At 24.5% G+C, this 14,076-nt stretch carries 21 protein-coding genes and 1 pseudogene; 9 read left to right on the top strand and 13 right to left on the bottom strand.

The annotated features are described in order from the left end of the window. Positions 1-445 precede the first annotated feature (445 nt). Positions 446-700, bottom strand: coding sequence for a hypothetical protein (locus ACZ91P_RS04070; RefSeq protein ID WP_465158142.1), 255 nt, complete (start codon positions 698-700; stop codon positions 446-448). Positions 701-964: 264 nt separating this feature from the next. Beyond that, positions 965-1,231, bottom strand: a complete 267-nt coding sequence (locus ACZ91P_RS04065; protein ID WP_465158141.1) for a hypothetical protein — start codon at positions 1,229-1,231, stop codon at positions 965-967. 73 nt (positions 1,232-1,304) lie between these two features. Between ACZ91P_RS04065 and ACZ91P_RS04060 the strand changes: the two genes are divergently transcribed. After that, positions 1,305-2,090, top strand: a complete 786-nt coding sequence (locus ACZ91P_RS04060; RefSeq protein WP_465158140.1) for a DNA adenine methylase — start codon at positions 1,305-1,307, stop codon at positions 2,088-2,090. A 157-nt stretch (positions 2,091-2,247) separates the two neighbouring features. After that, a complete protein-coding gene (locus ACZ91P_RS04055) occupies positions 2,248-2,727 on the top strand; it encodes a DUF3627 domain-containing protein (protein WP_465158138.1) in 480 nt (159 codons plus the stop codon). On the opposite strand, the pseudogene ACZ91P_RS04050 reads toward ACZ91P_RS04055, so the two are convergent. Continuing rightward, positions 2,664-3,332: pseudogene (locus ACZ91P_RS04050) on the bottom strand (IS30 family transposase); the annotation flags it as partial. The gene ACZ91P_RS04055 and the pseudogene ACZ91P_RS04050 sit on opposite strands and share 64 nt — an antisense overlap. Before the next feature lie 66 nt (positions 3,333-3,398). On the opposite strand from ACZ91P_RS04050, the gene ACZ91P_RS04045 reads away from it, so the two are divergent. The 4 genes from ACZ91P_RS04045 to ACZ91P_RS04030 all read left to right on the top strand — a co-directional run bounded on the left by ACZ91P_RS04045 (position 3,399) and on the right by ACZ91P_RS04030 (position 6,043). Beyond that, positions 3,399-4,409, top strand: coding sequence for a hypothetical protein (locus ACZ91P_RS04045; RefSeq protein ID WP_465158137.1), 1,011 nt, complete (start codon positions 3,399-3,401; stop codon positions 4,407-4,409). Between the two features lie 212 nt (positions 4,410-4,621). After that, positions 4,622-5,122: a hypothetical protein gene (locus ACZ91P_RS04040; protein ID WP_465158136.1), complete on the top strand. Its 501-nt coding sequence runs from the start codon at positions 4,622-4,624 to the stop codon at positions 5,120-5,122. A 436-nt stretch (positions 5,123-5,558) separates the two neighbouring features. After that, entirely contained in the window at positions 5,559-5,843 is a 285-nt protein-coding gene (locus ACZ91P_RS04035) for a lipoprotein (protein ID WP_465158135.1), read from the top strand. Further along, positions 5,816-6,043 (top strand): hypothetical protein, encoded by a 228-nt coding sequence (locus ACZ91P_RS04030; protein ID WP_465158134.1) that lies wholly within the window; start codon positions 5,816-5,818, stop codon positions 6,041-6,043. Before ACZ91P_RS04035 ends, ACZ91P_RS04030 begins: the two co-directional genes overlap by 28 nt. A 24-nt stretch (positions 6,044-6,067) precedes the next feature. On the opposite strand, the gene ACZ91P_RS04025 is transcribed toward ACZ91P_RS04030, so the two are convergent. The 10 genes from ACZ91P_RS04025 to ACZ91P_RS03980 form a co-directional block, all read right to left on the bottom strand. Then, positions 6,068-7,786 (bottom strand): hypothetical protein, encoded by a 1,719-nt coding sequence (locus ACZ91P_RS04025; RefSeq protein WP_465158133.1) that lies wholly within the window; start codon positions 7,784-7,786, stop codon positions 6,068-6,070. Continuing rightward, positions 7,755-8,219 carry a hypothetical protein gene (locus ACZ91P_RS04020; protein WP_465158131.1) on the bottom strand — a complete coding sequence of 155 codons (465 nt, stop codon included), beginning with the start codon at positions 8,217-8,219 and terminating at the stop codon, positions 7,755-7,757. The genes ACZ91P_RS04025 and ACZ91P_RS04020 overlap by 32 nt, the downstream gene beginning before the upstream one ends. Beyond that, positions 8,197-9,450 carry a hypothetical protein gene (locus ACZ91P_RS04015; protein WP_465158130.1) on the bottom strand — a complete coding sequence of 418 codons (1,254 nt, stop codon included), beginning with the start codon at positions 9,448-9,450 and terminating at the stop codon, positions 8,197-8,199. Before ACZ91P_RS04015 ends, ACZ91P_RS04020 begins: the two co-directional genes overlap by 23 nt. A 13-nt stretch (positions 9,451-9,463) precedes the next feature. Further along, on the bottom strand, positions 9,464-9,733 hold the full coding sequence (locus tag ACZ91P_RS04010; protein WP_465158129.1) for a hypothetical protein: 270 nt from the start codon (positions 9,731-9,733) through the stop codon (positions 9,464-9,466). A gap of 15 nt (positions 9,734-9,748) precedes the next feature. Beyond that, on the bottom strand, positions 9,749-10,684 hold the full coding sequence (locus tag ACZ91P_RS04005; protein ID WP_465158128.1) for a hypothetical protein: 936 nt from the start codon (positions 10,682-10,684) through the stop codon (positions 9,749-9,751). Between the two features lie 12 nt (positions 10,685-10,696). Further along, positions 10,697-11,113: a hypothetical protein gene (locus tag ACZ91P_RS04000; RefSeq protein WP_465158127.1), complete on the bottom strand. Its 417-nt coding sequence runs from the start codon at positions 11,111-11,113 to the stop codon at positions 10,697-10,699. An 86-nt stretch (positions 11,114-11,199) separates the two neighbouring features. Further along, entirely contained in the window at positions 11,200-11,478 is a 279-nt protein-coding gene (locus ACZ91P_RS03995; protein WP_465158126.1) for a hypothetical protein, read from the bottom strand. An 11-nt stretch (positions 11,479-11,489) separates the two neighbouring features. After that, positions 11,490-12,008, bottom strand: a complete 519-nt coding sequence (locus ACZ91P_RS03990) for a hypothetical protein (protein ID WP_465158125.1) — start codon at positions 12,006-12,008, stop codon at positions 11,490-11,492. Positions 12,009-12,026: 18 nt separating this feature from the next. Next, positions 12,027-12,290, bottom strand: coding sequence for a hypothetical protein (locus ACZ91P_RS03985; protein WP_465158124.1), 264 nt, complete (start codon positions 12,288-12,290; stop codon positions 12,027-12,029). 36 nt (positions 12,291-12,326) lie between these two features. After that, on the bottom strand, positions 12,327-12,728 hold the full coding sequence (locus tag ACZ91P_RS03980) for a hypothetical protein (RefSeq protein WP_465158123.1): 402 nt from the start codon (positions 12,726-12,728) through the stop codon (positions 12,327-12,329). 768 nt (positions 12,729-13,496) lie between these two features. Between ACZ91P_RS03980 and ACZ91P_RS03975 the strand changes: the two genes are divergently transcribed. The 3 genes from ACZ91P_RS03975 to ACZ91P_RS03965 are packed head-to-tail and all read left to right on the top strand — an operon-like array spanning position 13,497 to position 14,051. Further along, positions 13,497-13,661, top strand: a complete 165-nt coding sequence (locus tag ACZ91P_RS03975; RefSeq protein ID WP_465158122.1) for a hypothetical protein — start codon at positions 13,497-13,499, stop codon at positions 13,659-13,661. Continuing rightward, entirely contained in the window at positions 13,642-13,782 is a 141-nt protein-coding gene (locus ACZ91P_RS03970; protein ID WP_465158121.1) for a hypothetical protein, read from the top strand. The genes ACZ91P_RS03975 and ACZ91P_RS03970 overlap by 20 nt, the downstream gene beginning before the upstream one ends. Continuing rightward, complete coding sequence (locus ACZ91P_RS03965; protein ID WP_465158120.1) at positions 13,737-14,051, top strand: hypothetical protein; 315 nt, start codon at positions 13,737-13,739, stop codon at positions 14,049-14,051. Before ACZ91P_RS03970 ends, ACZ91P_RS03965 begins: the two co-directional genes overlap by 46 nt. The last annotated feature ends 25 nt before the right edge of the window (positions 14,052-14,076 follow it).

Raw genomic sequence — 14,076 nt, 5'->3', positions numbered from 1 at the left:
TCCTTTTTATCTCCTTTACCAAGAATTTCACATTTGGTATTGTGTAATTATAAATAATAATATATCATTTTTATAAAAAAACAAGATTAAATTATCTTTTTTTGTGAAAACCCCACACATTTAAGAATTTAGCTCATACTTTAGTTTTTTCATTATTAATACAATTAAATAATTCTTGATATAAATAACCATTCTTTTTACTAATATTTCTTTATCATTAAACGTTTTATAAACATCTAAATTATTACTAAAATAAATTTTTCCTTCGGCTAATAATTTTTTTCATTTATAGTGTCGATCTTGTACACTTCATCCTTTTACACCAGTAACTAAAATAGTAGAAAATCTTGTAATATCTAAATCGATATTTTTCCAATCATTATTTTCGAATAGTGTTTTTCTAATAAAATGGCCAACTGTACGAGCGTCATGTCCAATACGATAACTAAAGGTCTTCTTTTAAGTTATGATAAATTTGTGATCAACTATTAATTTTATTAACCATACTATCAACTTTTTCAGTCATATCCTTAAATTCTGTACTTGATATTGATTGTTCTTCAAGAATATAAATTCCTTCAATAAATTCTTCCTTGTCAAATTCAAATCCTATTAAAATTTGAGTAGCATCGTCTTGTCCTTTGATACTATCAGCATAATCAGCACCAATTTTAATTTTAGTAAATCAATATTTATTCATATCTTTTCAAAAAAATCTTTTGGATTAAAAAATTTTTCGCCAGTAATTAAATCTTTTTTATAGATATAACGTTCAGCATTAAATTGTCTTTCTCCTCCACGAAATAAAAAATCATATACTTCTGGTTTATTTTCATTTAATCAATTTCCTAAATCAAATACTCTTTGACTAAGATTTTTATTATTTACTTTAGTAGTGCCTCTGACAACTGTTACACCAATATTATTCATAAAAGTTGGATCATTAAAATATGTTATATCATTGTTATCTAATTCTTTTTGGACCTTCATCTGTTAATGGAAAAATCGATTGAACAAATGTCTCATAAATAATATGATCAGCATTATGATTATTGAAACCAAAAATAATAACCTGTTCTTTTCGCAATTCCATTGTTACATCCTCGTCTGAATAACATAATTGTGGAACTACTTCTCTTGTAGTTGTAATATTTTTCCCATCTGAAATTTGAATTATGATATTGAATAATCGATACATATATTCGTTTTCATCTAAAATTGTTGCATCCAATGGAATGACTTCGTCTAAGTTTATTACAATACATATACATTATTTAAACATTTTATAGTAAAGGAGGATTAGAATGAAATTTATTAGTCCGTTGTCTTGGCCAGGCGGAAAAGCTAAACACTTTGATAAAATTAAAGCATTATTACCGGCTAAATTTGATAAATTTATAGATTTATTTTGTGGCGGTGCTTCAGTTGGCTTAAATGTGTTAGATCAGCAGTTATGTAACAAAGTAGTTTTTAATGATTTGCATACTAGTTTAATTGAATTTTGACAATATGGTATTTATTTAATTGAATTGGATTATTTGAAAAAATTAGCATATCCTAATTCAAAAACTATTAATGAATTGAAAGAAAAAATGTTTGATGATTATTGTTTAAATTTTGGTGAAGAATTTTTAATTAAGAACGCATTAACATTTAATGGTGAAGAATGAGGTACTTGAACAGATAAAAGATTACAACAAAATTTTAATGTTAATAAATTATTGAGAATTCAAAATGTTAGAAAACTATTAGTTGATCCTAAAAATAATATTGAGTTCTATAATTTGGACTATAAAAATATTATTAATAAATATTATATGGATAAAAATATTGTTTGATATTTAGATCCACCATATTATTATAATAAAGGAAAAATTTATAAACATTCAAAAATGAACTTTTATGAACTAAAAGATAATATTTTAAAGATTAAAGGTAAATGAATTTTAAGTATTGATAATTCTGAATTTATTAAAGACTTGTTTAAAGAATTTAATATTAATGAATTTCAATGAGTGTATAGTTCTACTAATTGTCATAATAAAAAGCCAAAACTTGGCCAAGAATTAATTATTACAAATTTTAGGTAGTGTGATTAATTATTAAACTTAAATGTCAAATTTGTCATTCTATTTTGAATAAAAAATTTGTTGGTAGTTTGTTTTGAGTAATGTATCATAAACCAAGTTATAAAAGTGTTTTTAATATGGCATTGTGTAAATATAATATGAAAAGTAAGGTGTTTTTATGAGTTTTTATAAGAAGAATATTAACGTACAAAATTATTTTATTCGAACAGAATTTATAGTTTTTCAAAATGACAAAGCTTCGTTTATAAATTTACCTAACCACAATAAACATATTGGTTTTTGATTAAATAATAAGTTTATTTATTTTAGTAAAAAACATTCTGATCAAGTAGCTATTGGTTTGATTTATTATAATTCTTATTCTATTGTGAAATATGATGAAAATTTAAAACGACATATTTGAAAATATTTAACTGGAACACAAATAATTAATTTGTATAATCAATATAAACAAAATTATTTTACACAAATGAAAAAAGCATTATTCCCTGCTGAACCACAAAAAGTAAAAACAAATAACAATAATAATTTAACAAATTGAACTGTTGAAAAAGACCAAGAATTAATTTTAGCAATATCTTTAAATTTTTCTAAAACTTCATTAGCAGTATTATTTTTTAATTTCATTACAAAATAATTTTTACTTGATTGTTCTACTAAAACTAAATTACTAGATTGATGGTCTTTTCCTACAACAGTATCCATTTCAAATCATCCAACATTAGAAACTTTATTTTCAATATCTCAAATTGATTTAAAGTTAATTAATTTACCACGATTATCAGTTTTTCCTTTTGTTTTATATTTTTTACCACGATGGGGTAAATTTTCTTTTTTTAATCCAAATTCACCTAAGTGAATTCATTTATACAATGTTTTAACACAAGCAGGAAATTTAACACCAAACTCCAAGAAATAACGATAAATTAATTGTGCGGGTGTATCGTGGTATTTATTAAATCTTATTTTAATAAAATCTAACTGCTCTTTTGTAAATCTAGGTAGTTTTTAAATGCATTTTTTACGTTTTTGTTTATAATCTTTTTGTGCTTGATATGGATTATAATCTTGTATATTTTTAAATCGATTTATTTCTCTTTTAACAGTATTAACTCCACGACCCGTTTTTCGTGATATTTCAGATAAATTAATTGTGCCATTTTTCTTTTTACAAGTATCAGATAATAATAAATCCTTAAATAAATCTCGTTCATCAAATATTAAATGTTTAAATTTTCTCATTTTTATACAAATTCCCTTCATTTTTTCTTATAATGTATTATATATAAAATAAAGAGGTTAATAAATATGCAAGAATTTAGTAAAGTTAACAATAAAAAACGAATTATTAGTTATGAACATTTAAATAAAAAATATGATTTAAATTTTAGTGACTATAATTTTGGTTTTGATTGAGAAGTATTTAAAGATTTTGTTGGTGATAGTTATGCTCGATATTTTACTTCGCCAAGTTTTTTTAAGTTTGTTTCAGCCGGTCCTGGTACTAATAAAACATGAAATCATTTAGCAGAAAAATTATTTTTTGCTTGTAATTTTACTGATGCTTCATCTAATATTTTGCGAAGATACGCCAACACCCACGAAGATACTACATTTGGCGATACAATTAATGTGTGTAACTATTTATATGATAAATATGGAATTGATATAGGGCCCGACAATGAAAATGGAATTGTTTGACCTAAAAATGTTAAAGAAGGCGGCGAGATTGTTTTTCCTAGTGGTGTTCGTATTGCTTTTGCTAGTTATGCTAATGGTAATAAAATTATGGGTAAGGTTGGTAAAGGTAGCGGTATTATATCGACATGAACAGATGAAATGATACATGCTGAAGAAAAAGAAATTTTAACTGATAAAGAACTAGATAAAAGATATAATAATTTAAGAGTTTCAATGTTTCGTTCAAAAAGTTTAAAAGTATCTTATGAAAAATATACTGATGATGATGGTAATAAACAATATAATTTAGATAATCCTATTCCTAAAAAAGAATTATCTTGGACATTTCAAGAATGAGATAATATAACAAAAAAATATATAACAGTAACAACATATTTTCATAAAACATATTCTAATCAATTTACTTTTAATCCTTTTGATAAATACCATGTTTTTTATGAAAAATTTGTAACACCATTTTTACCTTTAAATGAAAGAATTAAAAATATTTTAAAAGAACACAATCAGGTATATTCAGAAAACAAACAAGCATTTAATGGTTTGGCTATTTTTAATTTGCGTTTAACTATGGGTGCTGTTTGAAATAAAATACCTGATATTACTAAAAAATTGTTTTAGCAAATAAAGAAGAACGACCCGATTTATTTTAACTTGAATACTACGGTTTTGAATATAACGATAATGACCCCAGTATTTATGTTTTACGAAATTATCGTAAATATATTAAAGAATATAATTTACAAGATTTTTATAATACAAATACAAAACAGTATCAATTTGATAGTTATTCAATTGGTGTTGATTATGCTAATGGTAGTGAAGACCACACGGTGTTTTTATTTAGTGGTTATAAAATTAATGAAAATAATGAATATGATAAATATTTAATTGAAGAAAATATTGTTACACCAAAAAACGCAATGAATTTAAATGAAATAGTTGAACATTACGGGCAATGAATAATTAATACATTTGATAAATTTGATGGTTTTGAATATGCTACATTTCATTATGATATTAATGCCCACGACTTTATGCAAAAATTACAAGAAGATATTTACCCTTATTTGGGTTATAAAATTAAAATGTTTAAAGCTAAAAAACATCAGACATCCCTTAACAAAGAAGCAGGTATAATCAATCGTGTAACATGAATAAGAAAAATGTTTGTTCAAGGCAAAATATATGGCATGTTGGATAACTTCCCATTTTTAGATAAGTGTATTAGTGAACTAAGATTTAATGATACCAAAACAAACACACCCCATAGTAAAATGTACCATGACCCCATATGATGCTTTGTTTTATGGTTCTTATCCGTATCGTTTTAAAATGGGAATTTAAAATATTTATGTTAATACTATTGAAATAAAATTAAAGAATATTTCACTTAACTTTTATCTATATGTTTATTAAATCTGAAATAGCAGATTTTTTTAGGTTTTGGGCGAGCGGTTGATTTTCTTAAATTTTTGTGATAAAATAACTTACAAGTTAAAAAAGATTTTGAGGTTCTTTCAAACAAATTTGGGAACCTTTATAAAATTCTTCGCTTAACGCTTAGAATTTTTCCCAAATATTTTGAAAAGCGCGGCAAAAGTTTTTTTAAACTTTAAGTAATTTTTCGCAAAACTTATGAAAATCACCGCGAGTCCAGATTGACCCTTTCCCTATAAATAAATTAAATAATTTCCTTTCAAACTCTTAAATAGCCCTTGTATATATAATTGTGATTGTAAGAAAATTTTAATGAAAGGAATTATAATAATGAAAAAGATATTAAGTCTTTTAGGTACAAGCACTCTAATAGGAACAAGCACAACAAGTTTAGTTGCTTGTAATATTTTTAATAAAGATTTTAATAATAAAATTAAAACACTTGAATATACAAAAGAAGAATTAAAAAAACTTAAAGAAAAAAACAAAATAAAGACAGCAAATCAACAAATAAAAGATAATTTAGAATGACTAGCACCACAAGAAAAGCCACTTAATAATGTTGATAATAGATATTATTTTGTTGTATGGCGTGAACAAAAACTAGAACAATAGACAGATTATTAGCTATTACTAAGGGAGGGGGATTCCTTGATTTATTTGCAGGTGGTCGCGGTGGTGGCATTTTAGAAAGAGCATGAATTAATGATAATGGTACATATTTTAAATCAGTTTATCGTTGAAATAATAATACAGATATACCCAATTTGAATATAAATAAAAAAACTGGTGAAGTAAAAGTTAATGAAATATAAAAAGTCATTTATTAAAATGACTTTTTATATTTCTAATGTAATTAATGATAATTTTTCATTGTTTTTATTAAATAATTCTAAATTACTAATATTAATTTGTACTTTTTCGGTAAAAATTGTAATTTCATAATGTCCATATCCTCATATTCCATATATTTTAATTTGATTTAAATTAAATAGTTTTTTATCAAAAGTTATTTTAATACTATAATCAATTAAATCTTCGATTGTACTAATTCAATCTATTTTAGAATAAATTAATTTATATCATTCAGAAAAATAATTTAAATAGTCTTCTATTTTGTCATTAGAAATAATTAAATTAGTTAAATATTTTCCATATTCTCCGTTTGATAATTTAATTTCAACAGGAATAAGGAAGGGTATATTGTTTGTTTTTAATTCATTTGTTATTGATAATCAATTAAAGTAATTTGCCTCTAATTGATAAAAAGGATTTTCTGAAATATCTTTATTTTTAACATTTACTTTAATTTCATTATCTTTGTTATTATTAACTTGTTGTTTTAAATTTCAATCTATAATTTGTCCTGTTATTGGGTCAATAATTGGTGTATTCGGGTAATTATTTGTGTCTCAACGATAAACTGATTTAAAATAATTTGGATAATTTGTTCAATCTTTTCAACTTCTACCATATCCAACTTGTAAATCATCAAAATTTTTCATTAATCAATCGCTAGTGGTATCAACTCGTATTTGTACTGCATTATTATTAAACACATTAATTTTTCATTCATTATTAAATAAACCATGTCATATAACAAAATATCATTTATTATCAACTTTTTTAAATGGTTTTTCTTGTGCATAAACTTCTTTTCAATAATTTATTGGTTCAGGTGGAATAGGACCACTATCACTAAAATTAAAATACTTTGAATTTAATTCAACCACACAATTTTTAAATTCTCAATAACCAACTTCCCCTATCTCTGTAGGTTTAGATATTAACTTAAAATAGTAAGAAGAAAATAACTTGATATCATCATTATAACCTTTATTAATGGAGTATTTGCTATACGTGTAATTTGAAAGCATATAGATAATTTTTTTAAATATTTTGACAGATTTGTGATTAATAAGGGTTGGATTATCTAATTTTCAGTTTTCAAATAAACCATCAATTACATCCTCGGGTTTTTGCCCTTCAAATTTCTGTCTTAATTTAGCACTTTTATTTATAGGATTACCCTTTTCATCGTATTTTGCCTCTTTAAATTTTCTATCATAATTATAACGATAAGTTAAATAATTTAATAAAACCAATTTTAAACTATCTTTGTCTATTAAATATAAAATATCTTCTCCTTGAATATAGTTTTTGGCAATATTTCATGGTAAAAAACTTTCGGTAAATCAATATTGAAATATTCTTAAATTAGGTTCTGTTTCAATTGGCATTGATAATAATGGTACTAAACTAGCATTTTCAACAATTGAAGATGGATAAGAATAAACACCATTCACATTTCCTCAACATTTAATATTTCCAAATAACATAGATTTAGGGTATTTAATTTCAATTCCAGTAAATAATGTGTCTTCTGGCAATGATTTTTGTAAAACTAAATGAATACTATTCTGATTTTTTCACTTAAAATCAGTTATTTTAACTAAGTGGGTAGATTTAATAATATCAATGCCATCAGGTGAATAAGGGCGTTTGTATTCTTCAATGATGTAACATTTATTTTTGTTGTCTTCTGTAATTTTGTTCATTAATAGATACTATTTTTAAGTCTAATGTTTCTAAAAATTCTTTATCTTGTTTTGAAATATCATTAATTAAAATATCTTTTTCATCAATCATTACATAACTTGTGCTATTATTATCTTGGACTGTGGTGTTTTGTTGAATTTGTAATTTAAAATTAAAATCACTAATTTCATAACCAGTTATTTTAATATATTCATCTTTGTCAATAAAACCTATTTTAACACTATTTTGTGAGTAGTTTAAAGTAGGTTTTTGCTTTGTCTTAACAAGATTATTAATTTTATAAATATATAAGGTTCTGGCACGGTCTTCTGTAAATAATTGTTCTAATTCAGGGTCGCTATATTGTGATTGAGTAGCAAAATCTAATGGAATGCTAATTGTGCTAACATTTTTTCAAATGGTTTTAACATTATTCTTGTTCTCCTTCTTCATTAGGCATATTGATAATAGTTTCGTTGTTTTTTAGTTGTCTGTTTAAAGTAGCATTTACTGGTAAGCGAACATCAACAATTAACTCGTCAATATTTTTAATATTGAATGTTCTACTGTTTAAAATAGCATTATCATATTTAATTAACTTAATAATGAATTCAGTTAATTTAATTTCTCTGATATATATCATTTGTTCATACGAAGCGTTTGTTTGAATATTAACACCAGCAACTTCCGCTTGTGTTTGTTGAGCCCCCTTAGCGATTGCGGGAACATGGTGGCGATTTATTTTATAGTAATTAGTTAATAATCAATCATATATTTTGGTTAATTGTTCACCTTTAAAATTACCAGCGATATAGTCTACTGGTTGAAAATTACTATCGGGGTCTCCTTCAACCAATAATAAGTCATTTTCAATAAACGAAGCCAACATTTTACTAATTTCTTGGTCAACAACACCAGTTACTCCATTAGTATTAATGGTGAATTTACCACTATTTAATAATGGGTCTAACATTATCTTTTCAGCAATAATATCTAAAATACTAGCAAATTGTTTACCATAACGAGCAGAGGGATCAAAATTAAGGTTATTAGGAATAATTTCAATGGGTATAAAATCAATTGGTAGTATTTCTTCTCTTTGTAATGTTGTATAGTTATTTCATTTAGCATCATCAATATATAAGTCGGTAATAGTACTATATAATTGTGTTTTTAACTTTCTAATAAATTTAACTTGTTTAGTTACAGAATCAAGTTTTAATTTTTCAGAAATAAAAATACTTTGATCATTTTTAAGATAGGGGTCATAATCAAAAGTACAAGATACTAAATTACCTAATTCGTCATATTGGTCATTATAAAAATCAATAGTAATAAAATTAAGTTTTGAATTATTAGCAAAAATAAAATATGCACCTTTACCATTCTTATTAATTTTATATTCGTTATATCAATTCTTATTAGTAAAGTCTTGCGTTTTTAAAAAGTTATTAATTAATTTAGCATCTATCTGTTTATTATTAATTGGATTATAAATGCTAATTTCTAAATCACGTGGATTTAAAAAATTAGCATTATCTTCACAAATTCTTTTTTCTAAAATCTCATTATGTTTTTGAACAGTAACATTTTTACGATTAGTAATCGTTGATGCTAAATTAAGATAATAACTATCAATATCATATTCTTTTTTTAATTTCTTTTTTGCTGGCAACAATCCCATTTATAACACCTCTTTATTTTGTATCTTCTTTTTTAATAACATCTTCAATACTATCTTCTTTTTGTTTTTTGTTATGTGTTTTGATAAATCTAATTGTTTCAATAATCAAAACTATAATTACAGCTCCGATAAGCATTGCTGAAACAATAACATATGCTGGTCAAGAAATACCTAATGTTTTTTCTCCTATAAAACAAATAATAATTCCTGCGATAAAAAACAATGATGAAACTCCAAATATTTTCAAAAACATAATTACATCTTTAACTTCTACTTTTGGCATAATAACATCTCCTTTCTAATTTACCTTTTTTCTTTCAATAAACACAAATCCCAAAGGTCTAAATGTTGCTGGACCATTAACTCCAATATTAATCAATCCATCAGGATTAATAGATAATGCTAAACATGCACTATTAACACCTATTTGATCATATATAACACCTATTGTTTGTCTAAAACTATGCCTTGTTTGCAACATCCCTTGACTTTTTAAATCTCCTTTGCTATCTTTTCCTAAGGCTCAAATTCTATAAATATAATTTTCTTTATCAAAATTAGGAATATTATATCCAGTTTGACCAACTATAAAATCACTAGTATCAACAATTTCTCAATCTGGAACTTTTGGTATAACAATTGATTTTTTTAATTCATCTAAAATTTCTTCTTTTATTTTTGCAAGTTTTTCATCTTTAATTTTTTTTATAACAAGTTTATCTAATAAAGCATCAACTTCTAATTGAGTATAATATGCTTCTAAATCAATCATTGTTAAATCAATACCTTCTTCTTGAAAAGTACGAAACATTTTCTTTAAAGTTGTTAAATTAGCCAATGATTTTGCATAGGTAGGCAATAGACCTTGTCATGTTGCCATAGGGTCATTTTGTGAAGAATAATTAATATCACCAACACTCATATTTGCCGAAGTAAAAAATTCAATTGGAATGCGGTTAAATGTTCAATGCTCAATCGTAATAAACACCATATTAATACAAATTTTCTTTAATAATGGATCTTTAAATGTTTCAAACTTTAGTTTTGAAAATGGATAGTTTAAGTAAGAATTAATCATATTTTGGGCTCTTAAAGCAAATGTTTTAAATCATAATTCTACATCACCTTTAAAAAACTTATTATAACGAACTGGAACTTGTGTAATTTTACCTGTCATTGGAATAAAATTATTATAATTTTCCAAAGTAACATTTTGTCATAATTCATTTAACATTTAATCATCTCCTTATCATTTACTTTTTTTAGAATATATTTTCTTTAATATAATTTTTTTACTATTTAGTAATGTTTTTGTTTTAATTTTTTTGTTTAAATCTTGTTTTGTTCTGAGTTGTTTATATGCTTGAAATACTAGTCCATTACCTAACAAACTAGTAACCACACTATCTTCTAGCGTATTTAACAATTTATCTTTATTAAAGTTATTTTTAAATTGTTCTTGCATTTTTAATATCTTAGCAATTGTCCGATATATTTTAAAACTATCTTTTACTACTTGCTGATAAACAAGTGGGGCAAAAGAAACTAAATTAAACAAACTTGTTTTTTTAAATCCCCAACCAATAAACCACTCACTGTTCATATAGAATTTAAACGGTTCAGGAGCCAAAACAAACTGTTCTGCTTTGATTAAAGTTGTCATAACGACAATAGGGGCATATTTAGGATTTTTATAATATATTGTTAAAGCAACTTCGCCCGCAACTGATAATGGAACAATTTTTACTGCTAAAAAACATCAGAACCATAAGCAAAGGGTAATAATTTGCCTTTTTTAATAGCTTTAGTTTCAAATTTAGAGAATATTTTTTTAGTTTTATCAGTAATTTTATTAATTACTTTTTGTTTAATTGTAATTATTTGTTTTTCAATTGGGGCTAATAATTTTTTAGTTACTTTTTGAATATAAAAATTTGGGTTTAAATGATTTAAAATTTTATTTAATTTAATTGGTGTTTGGTGCAAAATATTTAATAATTTATTATTATATATTTTACTGCTCCGCATTAAATTAGCATTTAATAGTAGATTTTTACCAACACCTTTTTTTGAAGATTAGTCATAATGTTATATCACTCATTAGTATTAATTTTGCTTATTTTATCAATATTTAATCCATATTCATATAACAATTTATTAGCATTTTTTTCATTTACGCGCGGTATTTTTTGAACTAATGTAGGGCTTATTTTTTGAATATTTTTCTCAATTTTTAATAAATTATTAATTGTTTCTAAATTAGAAACTTTAAAACCTTTATAAAAATCATTTCGGGCCAATTTACCAAATGTATATAATAAAATTTCATTATTAGCCTGCTTTTTAAAATCAAATATTAATTTATCAGATAAAATCTTTTTGCCTGTAACTTGTTTTACAACATCTTCTAAATTATTAGCAGTTATTACACCTAATTTTTCAAGTAATTTAGTTTCTTTTGCTAATTTTAAAATTCTAGTTGTTCGAGCAGCACGCGTTAATTTTCCAATACCACCAATCGCTGGTAACAAATTTAAGGCGGTGCTTTTTGCTGTCACTTCTGAGGTTAATTTAACTTATATTTGATTTACAGCAAAATCAGTTGCTGTTTCTACTCCAAACGAGATAAATGCTGCGGCAAAATTAGATAATCCCGCACCAAGACCAACGGCGGATGCTACACCACCAGTTAAAACTGATAAACCAAGAGCTAAAACTTGAACTCCTAAAAATTCTAATAACTGTAAACCAAAATTTTTTTCTTGTTGTTGGATTGACAATCTAGTTGGATTTTTTTTAACAGCATAAATAAGAGCTGTTTTAGATGTTCCAATTGGCATATCTATCAAACGAAAAAGTACTATTTTTTAGTACTATTAAGAATTTTTAATTTTAACATCAATCGGAGATGTTTGACAAGTAGCGTTGTTTTTACCTTTAATTTGAACAGAAACAGTTTTATCATTTGTAATATTAATTGGTCAATCTTCACCTTTACTTTCAATAAAGTAATCAAAATCACTTTCAGTTAAAGAACTATTTACAGCTTTAACTGCTTTTAAAACAACATCTTTAAATTGTGGTTTTAACTGTTCTGCTGTTGTTTGTGTTGGATTTGCAACATGAATAGTTGGTTTATCTAATTTATTAATTTTACTAATATCAATTTTTGGGTAGTCGGAAAAAAGTTGAGGTTTTATAAAAATTATAAATAAAGTAATTAAATACAAATTAAAGTAATCGCTTATTAGAGCGATTTTTTTATTTGCATTATTCATCAGATAGTATCTTTAAAATTAAAAATTAACCTATTTTTTCTCTACAAATTAGTTAATTTTTATAATTTCCTTTCTGTGATTTATTATATTTTTTCGGTTTAACAACTAATAATATCATTTTTAATAAAGATACTATCTGATGAATAATGCAATCTAAAACTTAATATTTTTTGATGCTTAAAGATGGATAACTCATCTATGGCACGAAGCCTTAAAGAAAGTGTGAAAGCGATTGGATTTACTACTCCTATTTATTTCTTTAATTCTCGGCAAGATTAATAACTTGCGAAATGTCAGAGCATGTGTTTTTTGGCTTGTTTTCATAAAAAAAGTGCTGTTAAACCGAAAAAAACAATATCGGACACTAAAAAACAAGAGGGTTGGAACTCCAAAAGGTTATTTTCTTTATATAAAGTTGTGTAGGAATGGATGAAGCGTAATTAATAACTGGGTAAACTGTTTTGTTTATTTCCGTATAGGGGATAAACTCTATCAAAATATCCTATCCGCCCCCACTTACTCCCCAAAGTGAAGCGGGCGGCGAAGTAATTAAATACTAAAATAAATTATTTACTAAATATCAAAATATTAACCAATAAAGGAATATTATGTTTTTTTACAGAAGGAAAAATATTTGATGAAAAAATGAAATAAAAAAATTAAAAATAAATTACAAGAATTAATGATACGAGCTTATCCAGTAACGATAAATGATATTAATGATAAAATTTGAGCAACAAATAAAAAGAATTAAGAAGTATAGATAAAATGACAGAATATAAAAGCAAATATATTAATAAAACTTGAAATGAAATAACAACATCATTTGATTGAGTTAATTGTCAACCTATTAATTGTCGTATTTCACATCATAAAAAGCATTATGATTTGCAATGTTTAGAATGAAGCCAAAATGTACTTAAATTTATTTAAAAACAAGTGAGATGTTATTGTTTCATATATGCAATATTATAAAATTAACGATATTTTAGATTTAGCATCCGATGGATGAAAAATATTACAAATTGACAAAAAAATAAAACAAATAAATTAAAATATATTATTGCAATTGACCCTGCTGGAGTTGGTCAAACTGGTATTATTATTTATAATGTTTTGCAAAAGAAAATAATTAATAATATTACTTTTAATTCTAAAAATGAAGAAGAAGCAATAAATAATATATATTTAATATTAAATCAATTTAAAAATAAAATTTGTTCTTATTTAAATAAAGTTGTTGTAATAATTGAAGATTATCAACTTCATAAAGGTTTAAAAATAAAAAATCCATTATCTACTCCTAATTCATTGGTGGTTTAAAAGTTTTATGTAAATATCTATTTAA

It is taken from the genome of Spiroplasma endosymbiont of Halictus nicosiae (assembly GCF_978018445.1).
The sequence above is the reverse complement of the archived record's forward strand: the minus strand, read 5'-3'. Positions and strand labels throughout refer to the sequence as shown.